At 53.8% G+C, this 20,317-nt stretch carries 26 protein-coding genes, 1 other RNA gene and 1 other annotated feature; of the genes, 23 read left to right on the top strand and 4 right to left on the bottom strand.

Translation table 11 applies throughout. The annotated features are described in order from the left end of the window. The first annotated feature begins 1 nt into the window (after nt 1). From AB6K10_RS09015 to AB6K10_RS08905, 23 genes are all read left to right on the top strand, one after another. On the top strand, nt 2-241 hold the full coding sequence (locus AB6K10_RS09015; protein WP_339118499.1) for a hypothetical protein: 240 nt from the start codon (nt 2-4) through the stop codon (nt 239-241). Nucleotides 242-244: 3 nt separating this feature from the next. Continuing rightward, nucleotides 245-877, top strand: coding sequence for a DUF3164 family protein (locus AB6K10_RS09010; RefSeq protein ID WP_339118498.1), 633 nt, complete (start codon nt 245-247; stop codon nt 875-877). A gap of 3 nt (nt 878-880) precedes the next feature. Then, entirely contained in the window at nt 881-1,039 is a 159-nt protein-coding gene (locus AB6K10_RS09005) for a hypothetical protein (RefSeq protein WP_339118497.1), read from the top strand. After that, a complete protein-coding gene (locus tag AB6K10_RS09000; RefSeq protein WP_339118496.1) occupies nt 1,036-1,272 on the top strand; it encodes a hypothetical protein in 237 nt (78 codons plus the stop codon). Before AB6K10_RS09005 ends, AB6K10_RS09000 begins: the two co-directional genes overlap by 4 nt. Then, the gene (locus tag AB6K10_RS08995) at nt 1,269-1,478 is read left to right on the top strand and encodes a hypothetical protein (RefSeq protein ID WP_339118495.1); all 210 of its coding nucleotides are present in this window, start codon (nt 1,269-1,271) and stop codon (nt 1,476-1,478) included. Before AB6K10_RS09000 ends, AB6K10_RS08995 begins: the two co-directional genes overlap by 4 nt. Further along, nucleotides 1,477-1,546, top strand: an RNA gene (locus AB6K10_RS08990) — hammerhead ribozyme type II. The genes AB6K10_RS08995 and AB6K10_RS08990 overlap by 2 nt, the downstream gene beginning before the upstream one ends. A gap of 8 nt (nt 1,547-1,554) precedes the next feature. Further along, nucleotides 1,555-2,001: a DUF2786 domain-containing protein gene (locus AB6K10_RS08985; RefSeq protein WP_339118494.1), complete on the top strand. Its 447-nt coding sequence runs from the start codon at nt 1,555-1,557 to the stop codon at nt 1,999-2,001. A gap of 15 nt (nt 2,002-2,016) precedes the next feature. Further along, a complete protein-coding gene (locus tag AB6K10_RS08980) occupies nt 2,017-2,253 on the top strand; it encodes a hypothetical protein (protein WP_339118493.1) in 237 nt (78 codons plus the stop codon). Further along, nucleotides 2,250-2,672, top strand: a complete 423-nt coding sequence (locus tag AB6K10_RS08975; RefSeq protein ID WP_339118492.1) for a regulatory protein GemA — start codon at nt 2,250-2,252, stop codon at nt 2,670-2,672. Before AB6K10_RS08980 ends, AB6K10_RS08975 begins: the two co-directional genes overlap by 4 nt. Continuing rightward, nucleotides 2,659-3,072, top strand: coding sequence for a Mor transcription activator family protein (locus tag AB6K10_RS08970; RefSeq protein WP_339118491.1), 414 nt, complete (start codon nt 2,659-2,661; stop codon nt 3,070-3,072). Before AB6K10_RS08975 ends, AB6K10_RS08970 begins: the two co-directional genes overlap by 14 nt. A 38-nt stretch (nt 3,073-3,110) precedes the next feature. Further along, complete coding sequence (locus AB6K10_RS08965; RefSeq protein WP_339118490.1) at nt 3,111-3,698, top strand: type VI secretion system-associated protein TagO; 588 nt, start codon at nt 3,111-3,113, stop codon at nt 3,696-3,698. Between the two features lie 36 nt (nt 3,699-3,734). Next, the gene (locus tag AB6K10_RS08960; protein WP_339118489.1) at nt 3,735-4,076 is read left to right on the top strand and encodes a hypothetical protein; all 342 of its coding nucleotides are present in this window, start codon (nt 3,735-3,737) and stop codon (nt 4,074-4,076) included. A gap of 150 nt (nt 4,077-4,226) precedes the next feature. After that, nucleotides 4,227-4,589 (top strand): D-Ala-D-Ala carboxypeptidase family metallohydrolase, encoded by a 363-nt coding sequence (locus tag AB6K10_RS08955; protein WP_339118488.1) that lies wholly within the window; start codon nt 4,227-4,229, stop codon nt 4,587-4,589. Nucleotides 4,590-4,592: 3 nt separating this feature from the next. Continuing rightward, nucleotides 4,593-5,153, top strand: a complete 561-nt coding sequence (locus AB6K10_RS08950; RefSeq protein ID WP_339118487.1) for a 3TM-type holin — start codon at nt 4,593-4,595, stop codon at nt 5,151-5,153. Between the two features lie 20 nt (nt 5,154-5,173). Next, nucleotides 5,174-5,515 (top strand): DUF2730 family protein, encoded by a 342-nt coding sequence (locus AB6K10_RS08945; protein ID WP_339118486.1) that lies wholly within the window; start codon nt 5,174-5,176, stop codon nt 5,513-5,515. Further along, nucleotides 5,512-5,820 carry an ArsR family transcriptional regulator gene (locus AB6K10_RS08940; protein ID WP_339118485.1) on the top strand — a complete coding sequence of 103 codons (309 nt, stop codon included), beginning with the start codon at nt 5,512-5,514 and terminating at the stop codon, nt 5,818-5,820. The genes AB6K10_RS08945 and AB6K10_RS08940 overlap by 4 nt, the downstream gene beginning before the upstream one ends. Before the next feature lie 3 nt (nt 5,821-5,823). After that, complete coding sequence (locus AB6K10_RS08935; protein WP_339118484.1) at nt 5,824-6,375, top strand: DUF3486 family protein; 552 nt, start codon at nt 5,824-5,826, stop codon at nt 6,373-6,375. Beyond that, the gene (locus tag AB6K10_RS08930) at nt 6,372-7,871 is read left to right on the top strand and encodes a terminase family protein (RefSeq protein WP_339118483.1); all 1,500 of its coding nucleotides are present in this window, start codon (nt 6,372-6,374) and stop codon (nt 7,869-7,871) included. The genes AB6K10_RS08935 and AB6K10_RS08930 overlap by 4 nt, the downstream gene beginning before the upstream one ends. Next, nucleotides 7,865-9,472, top strand: coding sequence for a DUF935 domain-containing protein (locus AB6K10_RS08925; RefSeq protein WP_339118482.1), 1,608 nt, complete (start codon nt 7,865-7,867; stop codon nt 9,470-9,472). Before AB6K10_RS08930 ends, AB6K10_RS08925 begins: the two co-directional genes overlap by 7 nt. Beyond that, on the top strand, nt 9,462-10,628 hold the full coding sequence (locus tag AB6K10_RS08920) for a phage minor head protein (protein ID WP_339118481.1): 1,167 nt from the start codon (nt 9,462-9,464) through the stop codon (nt 10,626-10,628). Before AB6K10_RS08925 ends, AB6K10_RS08920 begins: the two co-directional genes overlap by 11 nt. 126 nt (nt 10,629-10,754) lie before the next feature. Next, the gene (locus AB6K10_RS08915) at nt 10,755-11,195 is read left to right on the top strand and encodes a phage virion morphogenesis protein (RefSeq protein WP_339118480.1); all 441 of its coding nucleotides are present in this window, start codon (nt 10,755-10,757) and stop codon (nt 11,193-11,195) included. Nucleotides 11,196-11,464: 269 nt separating this feature from the next. After that, nucleotides 11,465-11,848: a helix-turn-helix transcriptional regulator gene (locus AB6K10_RS08910; protein ID WP_339118479.1), complete on the top strand. Its 384-nt coding sequence runs from the start codon at nt 11,465-11,467 to the stop codon at nt 11,846-11,848. Beyond that, a complete protein-coding gene (locus tag AB6K10_RS08905) occupies nt 11,826-12,116 on the top strand; it encodes a hypothetical protein (protein ID WP_368473615.1) in 291 nt (96 codons plus the stop codon). The genes AB6K10_RS08910 and AB6K10_RS08905 overlap by 23 nt, the downstream gene beginning before the upstream one ends. 1 nt (nt 12,117) lies before the next feature. Here the strand turns inward: AB6K10_RS08905 and AB6K10_RS08900 are convergent. The 4 genes from AB6K10_RS08900 to AB6K10_RS08885 form a co-directional block, all read right to left on the bottom strand. Further along, a protein-coding gene (locus AB6K10_RS08900; protein ID WP_339118477.1) for an IS3 family transposase occupies nt 12,118-13,343 on the bottom strand; the annotation gives its coding sequence in 2 pieces (ribosomal slippage) (nt 12,118-13,058 and nt 13,058-13,343; 1,227 coding nt in all). After that, nucleotides 12,949-13,065 (bottom strand) — a sequence feature (AL1L pseudoknot). It overlaps the preceding gene by 117 nt. Nucleotides 13,344-13,431: 88 nt before the next feature. After that, complete coding sequence (locus AB6K10_RS08895; protein WP_339118476.1) at nt 13,432-16,710, bottom strand: AAA domain-containing protein; 3,279 nt, start codon at nt 16,708-16,710, stop codon at nt 13,432-13,434. Between the two features lie 60 nt (nt 16,711-16,770). Then, nucleotides 16,771-17,763: an IS30 family transposase gene (locus AB6K10_RS08890; protein ID WP_339117985.1), complete on the bottom strand. Its 993-nt coding sequence runs from the start codon at nt 17,761-17,763 to the stop codon at nt 16,771-16,773. An 84-nt stretch (nt 17,764-17,847) separates the two neighbouring features. After that, entirely contained in the window at nt 17,848-20,295 is a 2,448-nt protein-coding gene (locus AB6K10_RS08885; protein ID WP_339118475.1) for a DUF4011 domain-containing protein, read from the bottom strand. Between the last annotated feature and the right edge of the window lie 22 nt (nt 20,296-20,317).

Below are 20,317 nucleotides of genomic sequence, written 5' to 3'. Positions count from 1 at the left end.
GATGAGCAACACCACTAACGCCATGCTGCGGCTACTCAACATCGACGATATCGGTAAAGCCTCGGTCTGCGATGTGCTGAATGACATGGACACCTCCAACGTCGGCCAAGTGGCCATTCAGCTCGGCAGCAGCGAAGGCCAAGTGCGTGGAGCGCTGATCTGCCTGAACGGCCCCGATACCCAGCGCTATATCGATGCTTTTAACGCTGTTTCTAACGCCATCGAAGAAGAACAGGAGTAACCCATGAACACGACAGTGACCGAGACCACCCAAATCCCCGATGGCTACCGCATGGACGCTAAAGGGCGACTGATCCCCGAAGAGAGCATCAAGCCGATTGATCAGGCTCGCGATGAACTCGCCATCGAGCTGGTGACCAAGGCCATCGAGCTGAACCGCCAACTGCAGCAGTTCAAAGCCGCCGCCTTTGGCGATATCGAAACGTTCGTGCAGCTCTCTGCTGAACAGTACGGCGTCAACGTCGGCGGCAAGAAAGGCAACGTCACGCTGCTGAGCTTCGATGGCCGCTACAAAATCCAGCGCCAAATCTCCGACCACATCACCTTCGATGAGCGTCTGGAAGCGGCCAAAGCCCTGATTGATGAGTGCCTGAAAGACTGGACCGACGGCGCACGCTCAGAAGTGAAGATCATCGTGCAAGACGCTTTCCGCACCGACAAGCAAGGCAACCTGCGCACCAGCGCCATCCTCGCCCTGCGCCGGTACGACTTCGACGACCCGCGCTGGCTGAAAGCCATGGATGCCATCTCTGACGCCGTGCAAATCACTGGCTCCAAAAGCTATGTGCGGGTCTACGAGCGTATCGGTGAAACCGAGCGGTACAAGCCCATCAGCCTGAACATCGCGGAGGTGTGACCCATGCCCAGCAAGTGCGCCTATTTCTACCAACTCCAAGAGCGCGGCATCAGTGCCGCCACCGCTAAAAAGTGGCTCAAGGCAAACCCACCACCGCGCAAATGGAAACACTCAGCATGGCGTTGGGCGAGCGAGAACATGACCGACGAGGTGACCCAATGACCACCGTAGCGAATACCTCCTCCATCCGCGTTAGCCCCGCCATGGGCGGATATGTCGCCACCCTGCGCGGCAAGCGGGCCACCGGTACCACGCACCGCGACGCAGCCCTAAACGTAGCGCGTCAGGTGTATGGCCCAAAGGTCAACGTACGCAGTGACTACCTGCGCGATGCAGATCCACTAGCGGGCATCCAGTACCGCTACCACATCACCCACCAGCGAGGTGTGGCATGAGCGAGAAAGTAAACACCAGCACCAAGGCCATGATCACGATTGAGCCTAACGAAGGTGGCGGCTTCACGGTATGCGCCGGATTCAATGGCGATAAAGCCGAGACGCCACAGCTGCAACAGGCAGGCAAGTTAGCGCTGCTGGGAATGCTGGCCATCAAAGAGGCCTTGGAAGAAGTCGGCGGCACCACTCCAACCACCCTCCATTAAGCGAAACGCCCTGCCAATAGCGGGGCGTCTGCTGGGCGTGGTGGCCCAGCACTGATGAGCAGCCAAGGGGAGAGAAATGGATAGCAAAGCGTTAGACAAAATCAAGAAGTGCCTACGGCTTGCCAAGTCGAGCAATGCCAATGAAGCCGCCGCCGCATTGCGCCAGGCGCAAAAGCTGATGGCCATTCATGGAGTCACCAGCGAAGACGTGGCCTTGAGCGATGTGGAAACGCACACGGCTAAAACCGGCGCAGGAAAAACACCGCCCGCATACGTCACCATGCTGGGCAACATGGTCGCCAGTGCCTTCGGCGCTGAGAAGGTCTATCAGCAGGTTTACGACGGCGAGCGATGGGCGCTGAATGTTGAGTTCTACGGCGTCAATGGTGCTGCCGAAGTAGCAGGCTATGCCTTTGAAGTGTTGGGCCGTCAGCTAAAGCGCGACCGCAGCGCGTTCCTCGCTACCCAGAACAAGCGCCTAAAGCGCGCCACCAAAGTGCGCCGTGGCGACCTCTACGCGTAAGCATGGATTAACGCTGTGGCCACTCAGGTAACCCGCCACCAGCGCACAGAGGCAGAGAACGCCATCGTGGAAGCCTACAAGGCCAAACGCTGGAAGGACCTAGAAACCATGAAGCCCCGCGATAACACCAAAGGCATGCGCAGCCATGACCACGGTGCTATTCACCAGGGCTATCAGGACGGCAAGAAAGTCAGCTTCCACCAAGGCGTGAATGGCAGCCGCCACGCCCAGATCGGTGAGGTAGCGTCATGATCAGCAAAGGCAAGCTGGCCCAAATCCACATCGCTAAGGCCCAACTGGGCCTGACAGATGAAGACTACCGCGCCATCCTCGCCCGCACAGCGGGCGTGACCAGTGCCAAAGAACTCACCAACCGCACCGTTGGCGGCGTGATGTACGAGTTTCGCCGCCTCGGGTTTGAACCCAAGCCCGCCAAGAAAGCAGGCCGGAAGGCACCGCGCCCACCGCGCACACGCCAGAACGTGATGAGCAAGATTGAAGCGATGCTCACCCACGCAGAGCGCCCATGGGCCTACGCCGACAGCATGGCAAAGCGGATGTTCGACGTTGAGCGGGTGGACTGGCTAGACGATGACCAACTGCACCGTCTGATGACCGCGCTAATCATCGACGCCAAACGGCAAGGACGGTACCCCGATGACCTCAAATGAAGATAACCTCGATTTTGGGTTTGATGAGATCCCCGCCGATGCCCTGGAACGCTTGCCCGACCCAGAGCTAGCCCGCCACTGGCCTCAGTCGCTGGTGGACATGCTGCAGGTGATCGAAGCGGAGTACATCGAGATAGGTCTGGAGCCGCGTATTGCCCAACGTCTGGCGTTTTCCACCCTAAGAATACTGGCGTATTACCACGGCGGGCAGGTATTCTATTTAGCCAAAGGGGATCAGCTCGACCGAGCGCTGCGCGACCATCAGATATGGTGCGAGTTTAACGGCAGCAACCACGCCGAGTTGGCACGGCGCTACGATAAGAACGTGATCCAGATCTACAAGATCCTGGCCGAGCAACGGTCACTGCACCGCAACCGCATACAGCCGGGGCTGTTTTGACATCCGAATAAGAAAGCAATCATATACAAGGGGGTGCTATGAAAATATTAGCAGGGATAATGACGTTACTGGCGGTTGGCACTGCACAAGCTTCCGAGGAATGCGCCGATATTTCAAATGACCAGCGTCGATTGGCTTGTTATGACGCAGAGTATCGTCCTGCAACTGAGCAGAAAGCCGTCTCAGAGTGGAACGTAAACGAACAAACGTCCCCCATTGACGATAGTAAAACAGTTGTACTACGCACAGAGTCAATGGAGCCTGTTATGGGTCGCTTTGGAAGAAACAGCAGACCAAGCTTAATTCTGCGTTGCCACGAAAATACAACTGTTATGTACCTGAGTTTTGATGAGCACCATATGGCTGATAGTCAGGGCTATGGGCGTGTAACGATGAGGGTGGATCAGCAGGATGCAGTGAGGCGTGATATGTTAGCCTCTACTGACCACAAGGCGCTGGGTTTATGGAATGGTGGCAGATCTATTCCTGTAATACGAACTCTATTGGATGCTGATATCCTCACTGTTCGTGTCACACCTTATAGCGAATCCCCTATCACTGTTCAGTTTCCGGTTGGTGGACTGGAAGAGGCTATTGTGCCCCTACGTGAAGCGTGCAACTGGTAACGTTCTCACAACTACCAATAACTTAAGGAGAGCTCAGTGAGAGCAATCACCAGAGTTACTGTTATAAGCGCTGCCTTGTTATCGGGTTGTGGCGAAAGCCAAGCCACAAATAATGTCACCATCGATGAAGACGCTATTAAATCAACCGTGATGCAAGACAGCGCTGCCCAAGACTTTTTGGTCACCGATGATGGCGCCATCTACGTTGGAGTGCTGGACAACGGCAGCAACCGTGATGGGTATGCAGCGTCTGTATGTGAAGTGGTGCGGGAAAACGCCACTGGCGAAGGTAATCGCCTAGTACGTATTATCGACATTGCGGCTGTCTCCAGAGGAGAAGGGTTCAAAACACTTGGTCGCCATCAGTGTGAGGTATAACCCCAACCAGCTCCTGAACAACGCCTCCAACAAACCCGCCTCGGCGGGTTGTTTTCTTTAATTCTCGCTAATCCCGACGCCGTACCCTACCGCCCTATCCTGAACCTCACTGCTCTGTGCTTCGCTCACCTGCAATGAGGCTCTCTCGCCATGCCCCGTGACGACATCTCTATCCATTTCCGACGCCGTGAATTTGCCTGCAAATGCGGATGTGGGTTCGATACGGTAGACCTTGAAACCCTAACGCTACTGCAAGATATCCGTCTGCATTTCGATGCCCCGGTCATCATCAACAGCGGTTGCCGCTGTGCGGCCTACAACCGACGCGTAGGCGGTGCTGCCGCCAGCCAGCATGTGTTTGGCCGCGCCGCTGATATCCGCGTGCAAGGCATCGACCCCGCCGTGGTAGCCACCTACGTGGAAACCCAGCACCCCACGGCCAGCGTGGGACGCTACAACACCTTCACCCACGTAGACACACGCACAAGCGGCCCTGCCCGCTGGGGCGGGTGAACCATGCAATGGCGAGAACTAGCCACCACCGTAGGCGGTATGGCCCCACTGATCGGCAGCGCCCTCGGCGGCCACGCTGGGGCAGCCGTGGGCCAACTAGCCGCCAAAGCCTTAGGCGTTGCCGCCACTCCCGACGCCGTCGCCCAAGCACTCGGCGACCCAGACGCCGCCATCAAGCTCCAGCAGCTCGAAAACGATCACCAGCAAACCCTCACCCGCATGGTGCTAGAAGCCGAAAGCGTGCGCCTTGGCGAAGTAAATAAAACCATGCGGGCCGAAGCTGCGAGCAACGACGCCTATGTGCGCCGTTGGCGGCCTACCTTTGGCTATCTCACTGCGATTGCCTGGGTTATCCAGTGCGTGGCCATTGCCTGGTCGATTGTGGCTACGCCTGAGCAAGCAGGTTTGGTAGCCCAAGCCGTTACCGCACTCACCCCCATGTGGGGCGTGGCGCTTGCCATGTTGGGGATTAACGCCACCTGCCGAAGCCGCGACAAACAAGTGGCCGCAGGCCAACAGCCCAGCGGCTTTATGGACGCCGTGATAAAGCGCGTTGGCAGCTAACCCACCGATAAGGGAACCTCATGGAGTTATTCAACTGGAACGCCGCCAAGGTGATCTTCGACGTGATGCAGGCACTGCTCACCGCGCTCATGGCGGCCTACGTGTACTGGCTGAACAAACACCGCGCTAGCCAAGCTGCCATTAAAGGCACCAATGACCGTATCGATGGCGTCGAGCGCAAGGTGGTCAACTTGGAGCACAAAGTGGAACGGCTACCCGATCACGAAGACATCGAAAAGCTACAGGAGCAAATGGCTCGCACCAACGTACTGCTGGCGGAGATCAGCGCTAACCAAAAAAGCACGTCGGTGCAGGTCAATCGCATTAACGACTACTTGCTGAATCAAGGGGGCCGCTCATGATCGGGCAACACTTTTCTGACTTTGAAACTGAAGGCCGTCGCTTGGGCATCCTGCGGATTCTGTCACGCCGCAGCCAGTTCACCACCAACGAATACAGCCTGAACGATGAGCTAAAAGGTGCCTATGCCCACCACATCAGCCGCGACAAGCTACACGGCGATATTGCCTGGCTAGAAGAACAAGGCCTGGTGATTGCCCAGCAGCCCCGCGCTGGCTGGATAGTGACCCTCACCTCACGCGGTGCCGACTGTGCCGAAGGCCTCGCCAATGTACCTGGCGTCGCCAAACCGCGCCCAGGAGCATGAGCCATGCCGCCACGCAATAAGGTGTTTGATTTGCCTCAAGAGGTACGTGAGCAGCTCAACGAACGATTGGTGAGTAGTGGCTTTCAGGGTTACGAAGCGTTAGCCGGATGGCTGGGCGAGCGTGGTTATAACGTTTCCAAAAGCTCTGTTCACCGCTATGGCCAGGATCTCCAGGAGGAGTTCGAAGAGGCAATGGGCGATGTCAAAAAAACGACAGCGCTAGCCAAGGCCATGGTCGCGGATCAAGACGATGAGAGTGGTTCGCTACTCGATGCCACCGCCCGCATTGCACAAGACCACCTGCTACGAATCTTGATAGCGCTGCGCAATGCTGAGCATGAGCCAGAGAAAGCCGCAAAGCATATCGCTACCGTCACCAAAGCGATGGCCGATATTGGGCGCGTGTCACTCAGCCAGAAGAAATGGGCGAAAGAGCTACGTGTGGAAGTGGCCAAAGAAGCCGCCGCCAAAGCTGAGACGGCAGGCCGTGCCCAGGGGCTATCCAATGAAGGCGTCGCGGCACTTCGCGCTGCCATCTTGGAGGGCATGTCGTGAGCGCCGCCATTGATCAAAGTGTGTTGCTGCCCTACCAGCAGCGCTGGGTGAAAGACACGTCTCCCGTCAAGGTCATTGAGAAGTCGCGGCGTATCGGCCTGTCCTACGGCGAAGCAGCAGACGACGTGCTGTATGCCGCCTCCAGCGAAGGGGCTAACGTCTATTACATCTCCTACAACAAAGAAATGACCCAAGGCTTTATTCAGGATTGCGCTGGGTGGGCCAAAGCCTATCAGGCCGCTGCCAGTCAAATCGAAGAATCGGTGATTGAAGCCGAAGACAAGCAGATCCTCAGCTACACCATCAAGTTCGACAGCGGCAACCAGATCCAGGCCTTTACCTCCAACCCGCGTAACTTGCGCAGTAAAGGTCGCCCTGGCGAACGCCTGGTGATTGATGAAGCCGCGTTCGTGGATGACATCCAGGAGCTGCTAAAAGCGGCGATGGCCATGACTATCTGGGGCGGCCAGATCCGTATCATCAGCACCCACAACGGCGAAGATAACCCGTTCAATGAGTTGGTCAATGACATACGCGCCGGTAAGTACGACTACAGCCTGCACCGTGTTGACCTGGACGACGCCCTAGCCGATGGCTTTTACAAGCGCATTTGCAGGGTCACCGGCCAGCAGTGGACCCGTGAGGGCGAAGCCCATTGGCGGCAACAGTTGATCAACCGCTATAAGCCGAACGAAGACGAAGAGCTGTTCTGCATTCCTGCCCAGGGCGGCGGTAGCTACTTAACGCGGGTCATGATTGAGGCGTGCATGGCTCCCGCCCCGGTACTGCGCTTTAACGGCACGCGGGAATTTAACGCCATGCCCGAACCCTTGCGGGCTGCCGAAATGGTCGACTGGATCACCCACAACCTGAAGCCTGTGCTGACCACGCTTAACCCACGCCGACAACATGCGTTGGGGCAAGACTTTGCCCGTAGCGGTGACCTCTCGGTCATTGCCCCCATGGAGATCGGCGATACCCTGCACCGCACGGTGCCCTTCCTGATGGAAATGCACAACGTGCCGTTCAAGCAGCAAGAACAAGTGTTGTTTGCTATTGGTGACGCGCTGCCACGCCTATGCGGCGTCGCCATCGACAGCCGAGGTAACGGCGCGTACATGGGCGAAGCGGCCACGGATAAGTGGGGCTCCATCGTTGACCAAGTGATGGCCACCGAAAACTGGTACCGCGAACGCATGCCCCGTTATAAGGCCCGCTTTGAGGATGGCTCAATCACCATTCCGAAGGATGACGACTTAGTCGATGACCACCGCGCCTTCAAGCTGGTACGCGGCGTTGCCCGCCTACCCGAAGGCAAAACCAGCGGCGAACGCCACGGCGATGGCGCAATGGCTTGCGTACTGGCCGACCACGCCGCCGAGCTGGAAGCCATTGAGATCGAATTCACCCCCGCGCCCCTGCCTGGCTCCCGCCAGGACGACGACAGCGACGACATTGAACCCAGCGGCTTTGGAATAGGAGGCGGCGCATGGTAAGCCCTAAAGCACTCATCAAGCGGTTATTCGGCAGCGACAGCAGCCAGGCGCTAGAGGAAGAACAAACCCAGGATGCCCGCATCGGCCAGCTCAAGCGGGAGTTTGCCGAGCACCCCACCAAGGGGCTAACGCCTGCGAGGCTCTACCAGATCCTGGAGGCTGCCGAGCAAGGCGACCTGAAGGCGCAGTCTGAACTCTTTGACGACATGGAAGAAAAAGATTCGCAAATCGGCGCGGATCTCGGCAAACGCCGCCAGCTAGCAGCAGAGCTGGAGTGGCAGATCGTGCCACCGGATAACGCCACCGCTCAGGAAAAGCGCGCCACAGAACACGCCATTGATGTGTTCAGCGGGCTGGAAGTTGAAGACCTGATACTAGACTTGGGTACCGGCATCGGCCACGGCTGGGCCAACCTGGAGTTACCGTGGCAACGCGATGGAGCACTGCGCTACATCGAGCAGCCCACGCTGCGACCCCATAGCTGGTTCCGGCTCCACCCCGATGACCAGAACTGCATCACGCTACGTGACATGAGCGCGACAGGTGCTGAGCTGTGGCCATTAGGCTGGGTGCAACACCGCCACCGCGCCAAGAGTGGCTACGTAGCCCGCATGGGCTTGCACCGTATGCTCGCTTGGCCGTACCTGTTTCAGAACTACGCCCTTGGCGATTTGGCGCAGTTGCTGGAAATCTACGGCCTACCGGCCCGCATCGGTAAGTACCCGAAAAACGCGACTGAAAAAGAGAAAGCCACGCTGCTGCGTGCCGTCGTCACCTTGGGCCAGAACGCCGCTGGCATTATCCCCGAAGGCATGGCCATCGACTTTACCGAGGCAGCGGGTAAAGGCAGCTCTGCCGATATTTACAAAACGATGATGGATTGGTGCGAACGCGCCAAGGCTAAAGCAATTCTAGGCGGCACCTTAACCTCCGGTACCGGCGAAGGTACGAACACAAATGCGCTGGGCAATGTTCACGAGCGAGGGCAAACCAGCCTCATTCGCTCCGACGTGCGCCAGTACGCGGGCAGTATCCGCAATAGCATCCTGTGGCCCATGGCGGCGCTGAACTTCGGTATTGATAAGCCAAACCGCGCCCCCCGTTTCTTTTTGGATACGGGCGAAACCGAAGACCTCGAACGCCTATCAAAGTCACTGCCCATCTTTGTGGATATGGGCGCGAAGATCCCGCTGTGGTGGCTGCATGAGAAATCCGGCATCCCCAAGGCGCAAGACGGCGAAGATGTTCTTATGCCAAAGGCAACGCCAAACCCCTTTGGTGCGCTGCGCATTCCCGCCTCACGGCCACTGCTAGCTGCCCTACGCCAAGCACCCACTCAACCGGGCCAGCCGAGCTACTACCGCGATGCCACGCTGGACCAGCTCGACGACCAGGCGCAGCCGATCGTTGATGGCTGGGTGGCGCAGGTGCAGCAGTTGGTAGAGCAGGCGACCAGCTTCGAGCAGCTGCAAGAGATGATCGCCACGGCCTTCGATGACCTGGATGAAACCGAGTTGGCCAACGTGATGGCCACCGCGTTTGAAGCGGCCAACCTAGCAGGCCGTGCCGTGGTGGATGAGGAAACCGGCGATGCCGATTAGCGCCCAGTTTAACCGCCCGTTCCCGGAGCAGGTCACGTTCTTCCGTAACAAGCTGAACCTGCCCACGACCCGCAGCGGCCAGATCACCCGCGACCAAAACGACGCGGCCTTTGTTGTGGCCGGTGCCACTAAGGCCGACCTGCTGGCGGATCTACGCGGTGCGGTCGATGATGCCATCAGCAACGGCCAAAGCCTCGGCGAGTTTCGCCAGCAGTTTGAAGAGATCGTTGCTAAACGCGGGTGGACGGGTTGGACAGGCGAAAGCTCTAAGGCGGGCCGTGCCTGGCGTACCCGGCTTATCTACAAGACGAACCTCGATACGTCCTACGCCGCTGGCCGCTGGGCACAGATGACCGACCCAGACGTCGTGCGCCTGCGCCCCTACTGGCGCTACATCCACAACACCATCGAGAACCCACGCCAGCAGCACCAGCGCTGGAACAACCTGGTTCTGCGTCACGACCATCCGTGGTGGCAAGCGCACTACCCACCTAATGGCTGGGGCTGCAACTGCGGCGTCGAGACGCTGAATGAGCGTGGCCTGCGCCGCCTGGGCAAAGACGGCCCGGACACAGCACCGAATGACGGCACCTATGAGCATGTCGATAACACCACAGGCGAAGTGGTCACAGTGCCCAACGGCATCCAACCAGGGTGGGACTACGCACCAGGGCAAACCGCCACCGAGCGTGCAATCGCCGCACGGCTAGAGCGCCTGGATAGCGTCGAGGCCACTATTGCTCGGCAGAACGTGGCCGACTTGGTCGAAGCGCCGTTATTCAACCGCTTTTGGAATGGCGAAGTGCGAGGCGAATATCCGGTGGCGGTGGTACCACAGGTAGAACGCCAGGTGTTAGGAGCTGAGTCACCAGTAGTGCTGCTCTCTCAAGAAAGCCTAACGGCGCATAAGGTCAGCCACCCCGAAGTGGGTTTGGAGGACTACCGCCGGATTCAGCAGATACTGGACGAAGGCGAGGTGTACCAACGGGAAAGCGAACCAGGGCGCATGGTCTACCTGAGCTTGGGCGAACGGCTATACAGAGCCGCATTAAAGCGCACAGCAGATGGCAAGAAGAACTACTTCCTCACGCTATTTATCGTGAGCGATGAAAAGGCCGAGCGGGAAGTCAGGCGGAAAATGGAGCGCGTGCGCTAGAGGAACTGAGCTGGAGGAACGTGGTGCAACGCTGGTTCGCCATCCCCAGATACCTCATCTGCTGACGCAGGGTACACCAGGCGAATATTGGTCTTTCGCACCACAAGAACAGTATAGGAGAGAACCATGATCACCATCAACGCAAACACCGACGCCATCGAGCGCGCCATCACTGACCTGATCAGCAAAGGCGACGACCTGACCGCGCCGATGAAGTCGATTGGTGAAGAGATGGTCAACCGCACTCAACAGCGGTTCCGCGATAAAGAAGCACCGGACGGCACGCACTGGGCACCGAACGCCCCTTCTACTGAAAAGCGCAAAGGCCATGACCGTGTACTCGAGGGCGAAAGCAAGCAGCTCGCAAAGCAGTTCAGCTACAGCGCCAGCAGCGAAGGTGTCGAATGGGGCAGCCTGATGGTCTACGCCACGATGCAAAACTACGGTGGCACCAAAGCGGAGTTCCCCCACCTATGGGGCGACATCCCAAGCAGGGAGTTCATCGGCCTGAACGATGACGACGAAGACGAGGTGCTGGCCACTCTCGCAGACTATTTCAGCCTCTAACCCCGAACCGCCAGAAACGCCCTGTAAGCGGCGCAAGGCGCTACCCCGCTACGCTGGCCCGACTTTTCCCCGCAATGCGGGTTAGACCCGCGTTAGATTTTGATTTGTGAATAGATGCATCACTCGCTAGGCGTAAAAAAAACGTGCTATGGAATTGACAGATTAATTTTACAAAATTATGATTCATTCAACCCTTAGGTTAAGCCATTCATCAAAGCGTAAACGCTGCTTGCCAAGGTAAATTAAAAAATCAAGGCGGAGGTGGGACCATGAACATCACAGCATTAGGAAAATACCTGAGGATTCTCCGGCTGAACCATGCTGAAATTATGAAGGTCATGGCTGAGAAGGTGGGTGTGAGCGTTGCTTACCTATCTTCTGTAGAGCTGGGGAATAAAGCGCCCTCCAACAAATTTCTAAAAAATATCGAGTTGTCCTATGGCTTAAAAGGAGATGAGCTAGATAATTTTCGTAGCGCCGCTGCAAAATCATTAGAAAACTTGAATATTGATTTAACCAGCTTTGACGATAGCGATAAAAAGTTAGCGCTTGTATTCGCTCGAAAAATCAGCGAATTAAACAGAGATGAAAAAAATGAACTAGCTCGCCTGCTTGATAAAGGAACCCATGATGAAACTAGCGCATGCCACTAAAGCAACCCCAAAAAGCCCGCAAGAAATTCGAGCCATCGCTCAAGGTATTCGTGATGTCATCGTAGACATCATGGAGAGGGGCAACGGAGGCATCGTCCACAGAATTCCTATGCTGGAAGTCTTTGAGAGCCTTTCTCTAAAAGATGAATTTATCATGGCCGTCGTGGATGACGGCCAGCTCCCAGAAGCATGTGCAGAGACCACGCCAGATAAGAAAACTATTACGCTAATGAACCGTACCGGTTTTCTCGGAGACCCGTTAGTTTGAGTCAAGCAGCCTTATTTGCCTGACTCTGTTGCTCATAATACATGGCTTCTCGCTCTGCTGGTGGGATGTGGCCAATCGGCTCCAGTAACCGCCGGTGATTGAACCAGTCGACCCACTCCAACGTTGCAAACTCAACCGCTTCTAGTTGCCGCCATGGTCCGCGTCGGCGAATCACTTCGGTCTTGAAAAGCCCTATCACGGTTTCAGCCATTGCGTTGTCGTACGAATCGCCCACGCTTCCGACAGAGGGCTCAATGCCGGCATCTGCTAAACGTTCCGTGTAGCGAATTGAGACGTATTGAACGCCTCGGTCGCTGTGGTGAATAAGATCACCTTTAGGTCGCTGAGGGCGCTCATGAAGCGCCTGTTCAAGCGCATCCAACACCATATCGGTTCGAGGTGTACTGGAAACTCGCCAGCCGATGATTCGGCGAGCAAACGCATCAATGACGAAGGCGACATAAACAAAGCCCTTCCATGTGGCAACGTAGGTAAAATCTGATACCCACAGTGCGTTCGGCTGAGCTGGCTGAAACTGCCGCTTGACCAAATCCGCCGGACAGGCCTTGTTAGGGTCAGATACAGTCGTACGCACCGGCTTACCACGTATCACACCGCGCAGCCCCATTTGGCGCATCAGGCGAGCGACGGTGCAGCGAGCCACCGGAGTGCCTTCTCGGTGTAGTTGACGCCAGACTTTGCGGATGCCGTAGACACCGAAGTTCTCTTCCCAGACGCGCTGAATTTCGGCCCTCAGCCAGCGCTCACGTTTATTGCGGGGAGGCGCTCGGTTGGGCTCGCGTGCGCGGGCACGATGCTCATAGTACGTCGACGGGGCGATCGGCAGGACACGGCAGATCGGCTCGACCCCGTATAACGCTCGGTAATCTTCGATAAAGTTGATCATCACTTCCCGCGGCGGTCGAGCTCCGCCTGGGCAAAATATGCAGAGGCCTTTCGTAGGATCTCGTTGGCTTGCTTCAACTCTCGGTTTTCACGCTCTAGCGCTTTGATCTGTTCACGCTCGGAGGTCGTAGCGCCTTCCCGACGCCCTGTGTCACGCTCGGCCTGTCGGACCCAACTGCGCAGTGTTTCAGGCGTACAGCCGATTTTTGGGGCGATGGCACCGAGGGCTGCCCACTGGGAGGAATAATCGGCCTCGTGGTCGAAGACCATACGTACCGCCCGCTGGCGAACTTCAGGGGAATATCGATTTGATTTGCTCATGGCTCCATCCTCTCAAGGTTTGGAGCCTCCGGGAATCCCGGTACGGTTCACCTCAGCGTAGCGTATTACATTTTTGAGGTGTCCACTGTTACTGGGCAGGATCAGGGTCCTCAGTCTGTGTGACCTCCGACCCTGCAACAATTTCCAGCACTTGTCCCAAGTATTGCCTCGCCTCTTTAGGCTCCGTCGACTTCCGCAGGTACTCGGGGATTACCTCGACGAATTCGGACATAGATACAGGTTCGAGCTCAACTAAAGCCTCTATCATAGCAGGCCTTAGTAGACACCTTTCTTTAGGTGTATTTGGGAAATGCTTTGCGATAACAGTCTTGCTAAAAGCTTCAAGACGATCACGTAAGCTAAATTCACTACCTAATATTGAAGATACTTCTTCATTATTATTCGCTCCTACCTCAACTTCGGCCTCCTCGAAACGATCAGCATCATGTTCGTAGAGATCCTCATCGGCAGACATATCAGTTTTCAGACTGTGCAATTCCCGAATAATCGGCTCAAGCTCACCTTTGGGATTACTAAACCAATCCGTTGACCAAATACGCCGAATCCTCCAGCCGAGCCGCTCTAAGACTTCTTGTCTCAAGCGATCACGATCCCGAGCTGATTTGGCAGAATGATATGTCGCCCCATCACATTCGATGCCCATCAAAAAACGACCTGGTTTACCTGGGTCCTTAACCGCTATATCTATAAAGAACCCAGCTACACCTACCTGAGCTTCACTTTCGAAACCGGCCTGGTGGAGCGCATCGATAACCGAGACCTCGAAGTCGCTGTCAGGAGATTTACCTGTATGGAGAGGCGTCCCATTCATACTGCCCTTCTCCGCATAGTCCAAGAAATCACGAAGGGCTATCACGCCACGCTTAGAGGTTTCTGAAATTAAAATATCGTCGGCACGCATGGAGCTAAAAATGTGCATCCGCTTTTTGGATCGAGTAAAAAGCACATTCAAACGCCGCCAACCTACATCAGAATTAATTGGGCCAAACCGCTGATAGACCCGCCCCCCGACCTCGCTTGGGCCATAAGTGCAAGAAATGAAGATCACGTCTCGTTCATCACCTTGAACATTTTCCAGGTTCTTAATGAACATGCCATCTTCCATATTCCTTAGAAAATCTACGGCATCTGCGATTTTACTATCTGCTTTGCACTCTTCTTCTACTGCACGTTCAATCTGCTCCCGCTGCTTCGAGCTCATGGCAACGATGCCAAGCGACTCATTTGGATGATTGACGGCATGCTTCACAGCGGCCTTAGCTACAATACTTGCTTCTTCAACGTTGTATTGGTTTACAAAACGGCCACCTTTAACATAGTTGAACTTAACTCCATATTCCTGAGCCTTAGCGTGGGGCGATGGAAAAATCACAAGATCGTTGTCGTAAAAGTTTCGATTCGAAAACGCGATCAAGCTTTCGTGCTGAGAGCGGTAGTGCCAACGTAGGCGACGCATTTTGAATAGAGGCAGGGAAGCATCAAGAATGCTATCTGTTTGCGTCATAGCAGCATTTTCCTCGTCATCATCATTCATCTCCTGACGATCGAAGAAGCTTGTAGGTGGTAGTTGTTTTGGGTCTCCTACAACGACAAGTTGTGCACCACGAGCAATGACGCCTAGCGCGTCCTCTGGTTTAACCTGCGAAGCCTCATCCATTACGACCAAATCAAAGTGCAGGTGACCTGGTTTAAGATAATGAGCGGCGGACATGGGCCCCATCATGAAGCACGGCTTCAAAGCTAATAAGGCGTTGCTTGAACGATTAATTAGCTGACGAATTGGAATATGCTTTGTCTTTTTTCCAAGCTCATTTTTTATTAGAGCCATTTCTGTATATTCGGATTTTCTTCCCCCTGCATTGCCCCCAGGCACATGACGCTCCGCCAATACACTGGCAATTCTTTGACGTTGTAATGTCTTTAGTTTTTGGTCATATTCGCGAAAGGTAGTCTGAAGTGCTGCTTGATTTTTGCCAGATATTCGGCCTAGGTGTGGCCTTTGTGAGAGGATTTCTCTGGACAACTGATCAAATATCGCCAAATTCAAAGCTTTCCTTGCACTCTCGATACTGAGCCTGCCACTCGTCACCAGATGCCAAAGTGGCTCAAGCCCTTGTGCTTTCATCTCGTTTCGAATTCGGACGAAGTTGACCCAATCATTCAGCCACTCAGGCTTTCCAATCGCTAGTAGGTTTCTTTGCCTGATTTCATCTATATTCCAATCTTGATTAGTCAACCATTGTGCGGGCCTCAGCTCAGTCTTTCTTTTAAACTGCTCGTATGCCTCTTCCTGATCACTCCAATCCGAAATATAAGCATCTGCTTCATCCTTTAGCCGCTCATACTCACCATGCGTTTTGATCGCTAGGATTACCTTTCTGAGCGGTTCGAACCGCAGCTTGCGATGGACGTAACTCGCGAAATCCAGTGTTTCGCGAATAGACTCTAGTGAACGTTTGTTTTCTGCAGTTGGCCCAACTGACAACTCAGCCTCAGGTGCGAAGAGCTTATATAGCAGATCATTCTCTTCAAACGTTAAATGCTGCTTTTGTAAAGTTCTCAACTGTTTTATACAAGACTCAATTTCTTCAAGAGTAAACTCGTTGTTTTTAAACCATTGCTGAATCACATGCACGGCCGCTTTAAAGCGACGGTGTGCCGACAGCAAAGAGCCTTGTTCGCCTGTAAGATTTTGGTTCTGATGAAGCTCATGCCGGATGCCGGGCAGAACCGCCTGAATATCATCTAGTGAAGCGAGTATCTCCCTCAGTTCTTTTACGAACCCTTTCTGTTGAAGCTGCTGAATACCTTTGAACAGCTGAGCATCTAGTGAAAAAATGCCGTCTCCGATAGCCACCGTTTGACCAAAACCGATGCCATAAGTATTGCGGATTTGCTGATACCATTCACGAAGAAGTTTCAGCCCCTCTATATCCGTTTCTAGCCCTTCAAATGCAGGACCTATTTGACGCTTGTACAACCGTGAATCGAATGTTTCCATTCCCGAGACATATTCTATTGCCTCAGATAGAACAGGATTGATCTGTTTTAATTTAATGTCAGGTTGTTTTGCCAAACCCTTAAGCTGCTTGCGAGCTCGCCACCAATCCCCAGAGAACCATTTACCCATTCCCTCTCGCAATAGCTGTATTTGTAAAGTTTGTAATTCTTTTGAATCAGGTAGTTTGTCAATATCAAAAATCTGCCTCACCCTTTCCCGCAACGGCTTGAGGTGAAGAAGCTTTACGTCTAGAGCTTCCAGTGTGGCATCGAGGTCATCTTCATCAAAATGCTCCGAACGAAGGCTAATCATCCGGCTATCAAGCGCTCCAATCGCTTCAATCATTTTGATTGCAGCTTCGAGGCCCTCAAAAGTTGGCTCTAAATTCGCATTTAATGCCTGAATTCAAACATTAAGCGCAGCACCCGCGGTTTCCAGCGCTCCTGAATACTCTCCCAGGAACACTTGTGCCGGTGTCCGATACCCCAAGCGTTTTCTGGGGCGATTATTCAGCTTGGCAACGACTCGCCTCAGTGCTGAGTCGCTCACCTTTCGGAAGTCCGTCCCTTTCGGGAAATATTGGCGAATCAGTCCGTTGGTGTTTTCATTGGTGCCACGCTGGCATGAGCGGTACGGGTCGCAAAAATAGGTCTTGGCCGAGACGGCCTTGGCAACCTGTCGGTGCTCGGCGAATTCCGAACCGTTATCCAAGGTGATGGTCTGCACTGCACCTCGGCGTGGTTTTAATAACCGGGTCATCGCTTTGGCCGTTCCTGTGGCCGTGATTGTCGGCAGGCGCGCTGCCAAGAGGTATCCGCTGCGTCTCTCGACCAGGGTCACCAGGCCGGATTCTTTGTGGCCCTTGAGCACCGTATCGCCTTCCCAATGGCCGATATGGCGCCTTTCTTCCACTTCGGCGGGACGTTGTTCAATACCTACCCGGTGTGGAATTTTGCCCAATCCCGCATGCTTGGCCAATCGGCGCTGATAGCGCCGCTGGTGTGGTAAGCGGAGTCGCTTCCATAATTCGCCGCCGTGTTTCTTGTCGTCCCAGATTAACGCATAGATCCACTGATGGCTTACGCAAACGCCGTTGGCATTCGCCATGAAGCCACTAATTTGCTGGGGGCTCCATTCGTCCATCAGTTGATCAGTGACCCATCGAATTAGGCTGGGCAGTCGCTTCGTCACTTTCCAGGCGCTGCGTCGACGCTGATCACTTCTCAATTGAGCCTGCTCAGGCGCATAGCCAGCAGTAAGCCCATTGCGCTTTATCTCCCGGCTAATGGTGCTGCTGTGAACCCCAATAGCCTTGGCTATCTGTCGCTGGCTGATGCCAGTCTCGAGGTAAGCGAAAATTTGGTATCGTTGGGCCTGGGTCAGTTGTCGGTATCCCATTCTCTGCTTCACTTTGGTCGGTAAAGTCGAGAGGGTACCGGCGCTGGCCCTCCTTCCTCTACTGTGTGATCCAAAGTGCTGCGGTTATTCTATGAATCCAGGTGGTGAAGGCAAAGCGACCTTCAATTCTTGCAGCTGCCGATCAAGAGCCTTCAGTTCACCCTCAACTTTCTCAAGCTTAATGGTTGCACGCACAATATTTGAGAAGTGTTCTTCTCGACATGCACCAGATAGAAGATGCAAGTCGGGGAATGCAGGTAAGGGCTCGCCACGCGATAGTGCTGAAAGCTTTTCTGAAAGGATGTGCTTTGCTAGCTTCCCAAATGTCTCCTGAATTCTTTGATGGAGACTGAGCAATTCCTCGACCTCAGACTGGGTCTTGAGATCAAGCCCATCAAGCGCCTTAAACAGCTCTTTACGAGAAAGTGCTGGTAGATCGTAGAGATCTAAAGCTAATGACTCGCATTTATCCAACGTTAACAGCTCTGACACATCAATCTTGAGAGTATGTGCAGCTCCCAGGTTGCGCTCATGCAATTGATCAAGTGACTGTTGCCACTCCCGAAGAACAGATACAACCTGTTCTGAGTCAAAAAGCTGAATTGCCGTACTCTCTACCCCAGACCAAGGATGGTCATGAAGTTGGGCACTTTGCCCGACCTGTTCTATCATTCCTCGATAAATCTGCTGGAACTCTTTAACTTGATCGACAAGCTGAAGCCGTTTCAATTCGGTGAGAGACGTCCCCGTCAGCCCAGTGATATGAATATCGGTTGGATTTATCTCTAACAGTTGACGATAACGAGCCGCACTACTAAAGATCTCGTGGATTGTTTTATCTGTATTAGCCCATGTTTCGTTGATTTCTTGAGCATAGTGATTGAGTCGCTCTTTAAGCTCCTCATAACGCATTGTTTCTGCGTCAATATTTTGTGTTGAGCTCAAATGCTTCTGCTTCACTACACGAGCATTGATATCTTCAAGCACCTTGCGCTTTTGTGATTTATGGCTGTGTAGCTCAAGACAGAAATCACCTAATCCGGCCTTATCTAGCCTAGTTTTAACTACGTCAAGAGCGGCCATTTTCTCCGCTACGAATAGTACTTTCTTGCCGTTTAACATAGCAGCAGCAATCAAATTAGTTATCGTTTGTGATTTACCAGTCCCTGGAGGCCCTTCAATAACGAGGTTCTGACCATTCACTGCATCAATAAGTGCACTATGCTGAGAGCTATCAGCATCATCGATTAGCGGGAACAAATCATGTATTTGTTCAACCTCATCGATGGAATACTCCACAGTATTGCCTTCCCCCTCATCCGAGCCATTTTCCGAACTTTTGAAAAAGCGCTGCACAATTAAATGCTTAATCAGGTTTCGCTCGTCGAGAGGCCATCTCTTTGGATCTAAATCCAAATACATCAGCATCTTGCCAAAATTCAGCAGAGCAAGAGCGCCGTAACGCCGGACGGTCCAATTTGGTTTTGTAATTCTAATTACTTCAGCAACATGATCGAGGTAGGTTTCAGGAGAGACATCTTCCTCAACTTCCGGTAACGCAAGACCAAAATCGACTGCTAGCTTTTCTTTTAGAGACAAGTTCGGGAGGATATCTTCGCCGGTGTAACTCAAGGTGTACTGATAAGTTCCACTATTGTGGTCTAGCTTCCCGCGGCTCAGATGTACCGGAACTGTAAAAAGCGGAGCCAATCTTGTTTTTGAGCCGCTGTCATTTTCTGCCCATTCCAGAAAACCAAGCGACAAATAGAGGATGCTTGAACCCATTTCCTCTATCGCGGTTTGAGCTTTGCTACGTATTGCACGTAATCTAGATTCCATTTCTGGTGGGTAGAGCAGAACCTGGATCGCTTCATCCTGATGCTTTCTACTGCCTAGAACCTCATCATCTCTCGGCAACTCAAAACTAATATCAAAACCGAGGACCTTTGCCCACTCCTTCGCATCAGGGTTAGCTTTTAACTGGCGGTCTTTGCCATTTTCTTCATCTACTTCAAGGTAACCATGCTCAATTAACTCCTCCCGGGTAGGAGGCGGAACAGACCTGAACGTAAGCTCACGCTCAGAAAGAAGCACTTTGCACAGTTGGTTTGGCACTTCATCTACAATCCGAAGGGCTGCCGCTTTCTGTTGAATAGGGAAATTCAACAATCTGTTTCGAGCCGTGAGATCTAATAGCTTTTTGCGCATCAGTTCCAGCGACTCAAGCACGAAAGGGTCTGACGAGTTTAGGAAGTTATCCGCAGCTTGCTGGTCTTGTTCATTAGACATAGTTTGGCTCAGTCCCTTTGTTTCAGTAGGCCTATAAGTCATTGATTTGACTTTATTATTTTTAACTTCTTGTGTTTGACGTGCTTCATGGGAAGCGTCTAATTGCTGACCAGGCAGCTCTAGCAGATGTTCAACTCGGCGTTTGAGCTGTCTCGCTGCACTTGTTTTTCGAAAGTTCAGCTCAAAGAGGACTGCCTCTAACAGGTTTTTATTCTGCTTGGCCGCAGAAACTGAGTGCAACACCTGAGCATTTCGCTAAGGTGTT

Origin of the sequence: Halomonas sp. BMC6 (genome assembly GCF_964204995.1) — a bacterium.
Taxonomy (GTDB): Bacteria; Pseudomonadota; Gammaproteobacteria; order Pseudomonadales; family Halomonadaceae; genus Vreelandella.
Note: the sequence above shows the minus strand (reverse complement) of the source record. Positions and strands in the feature narration are given on the sequence as shown.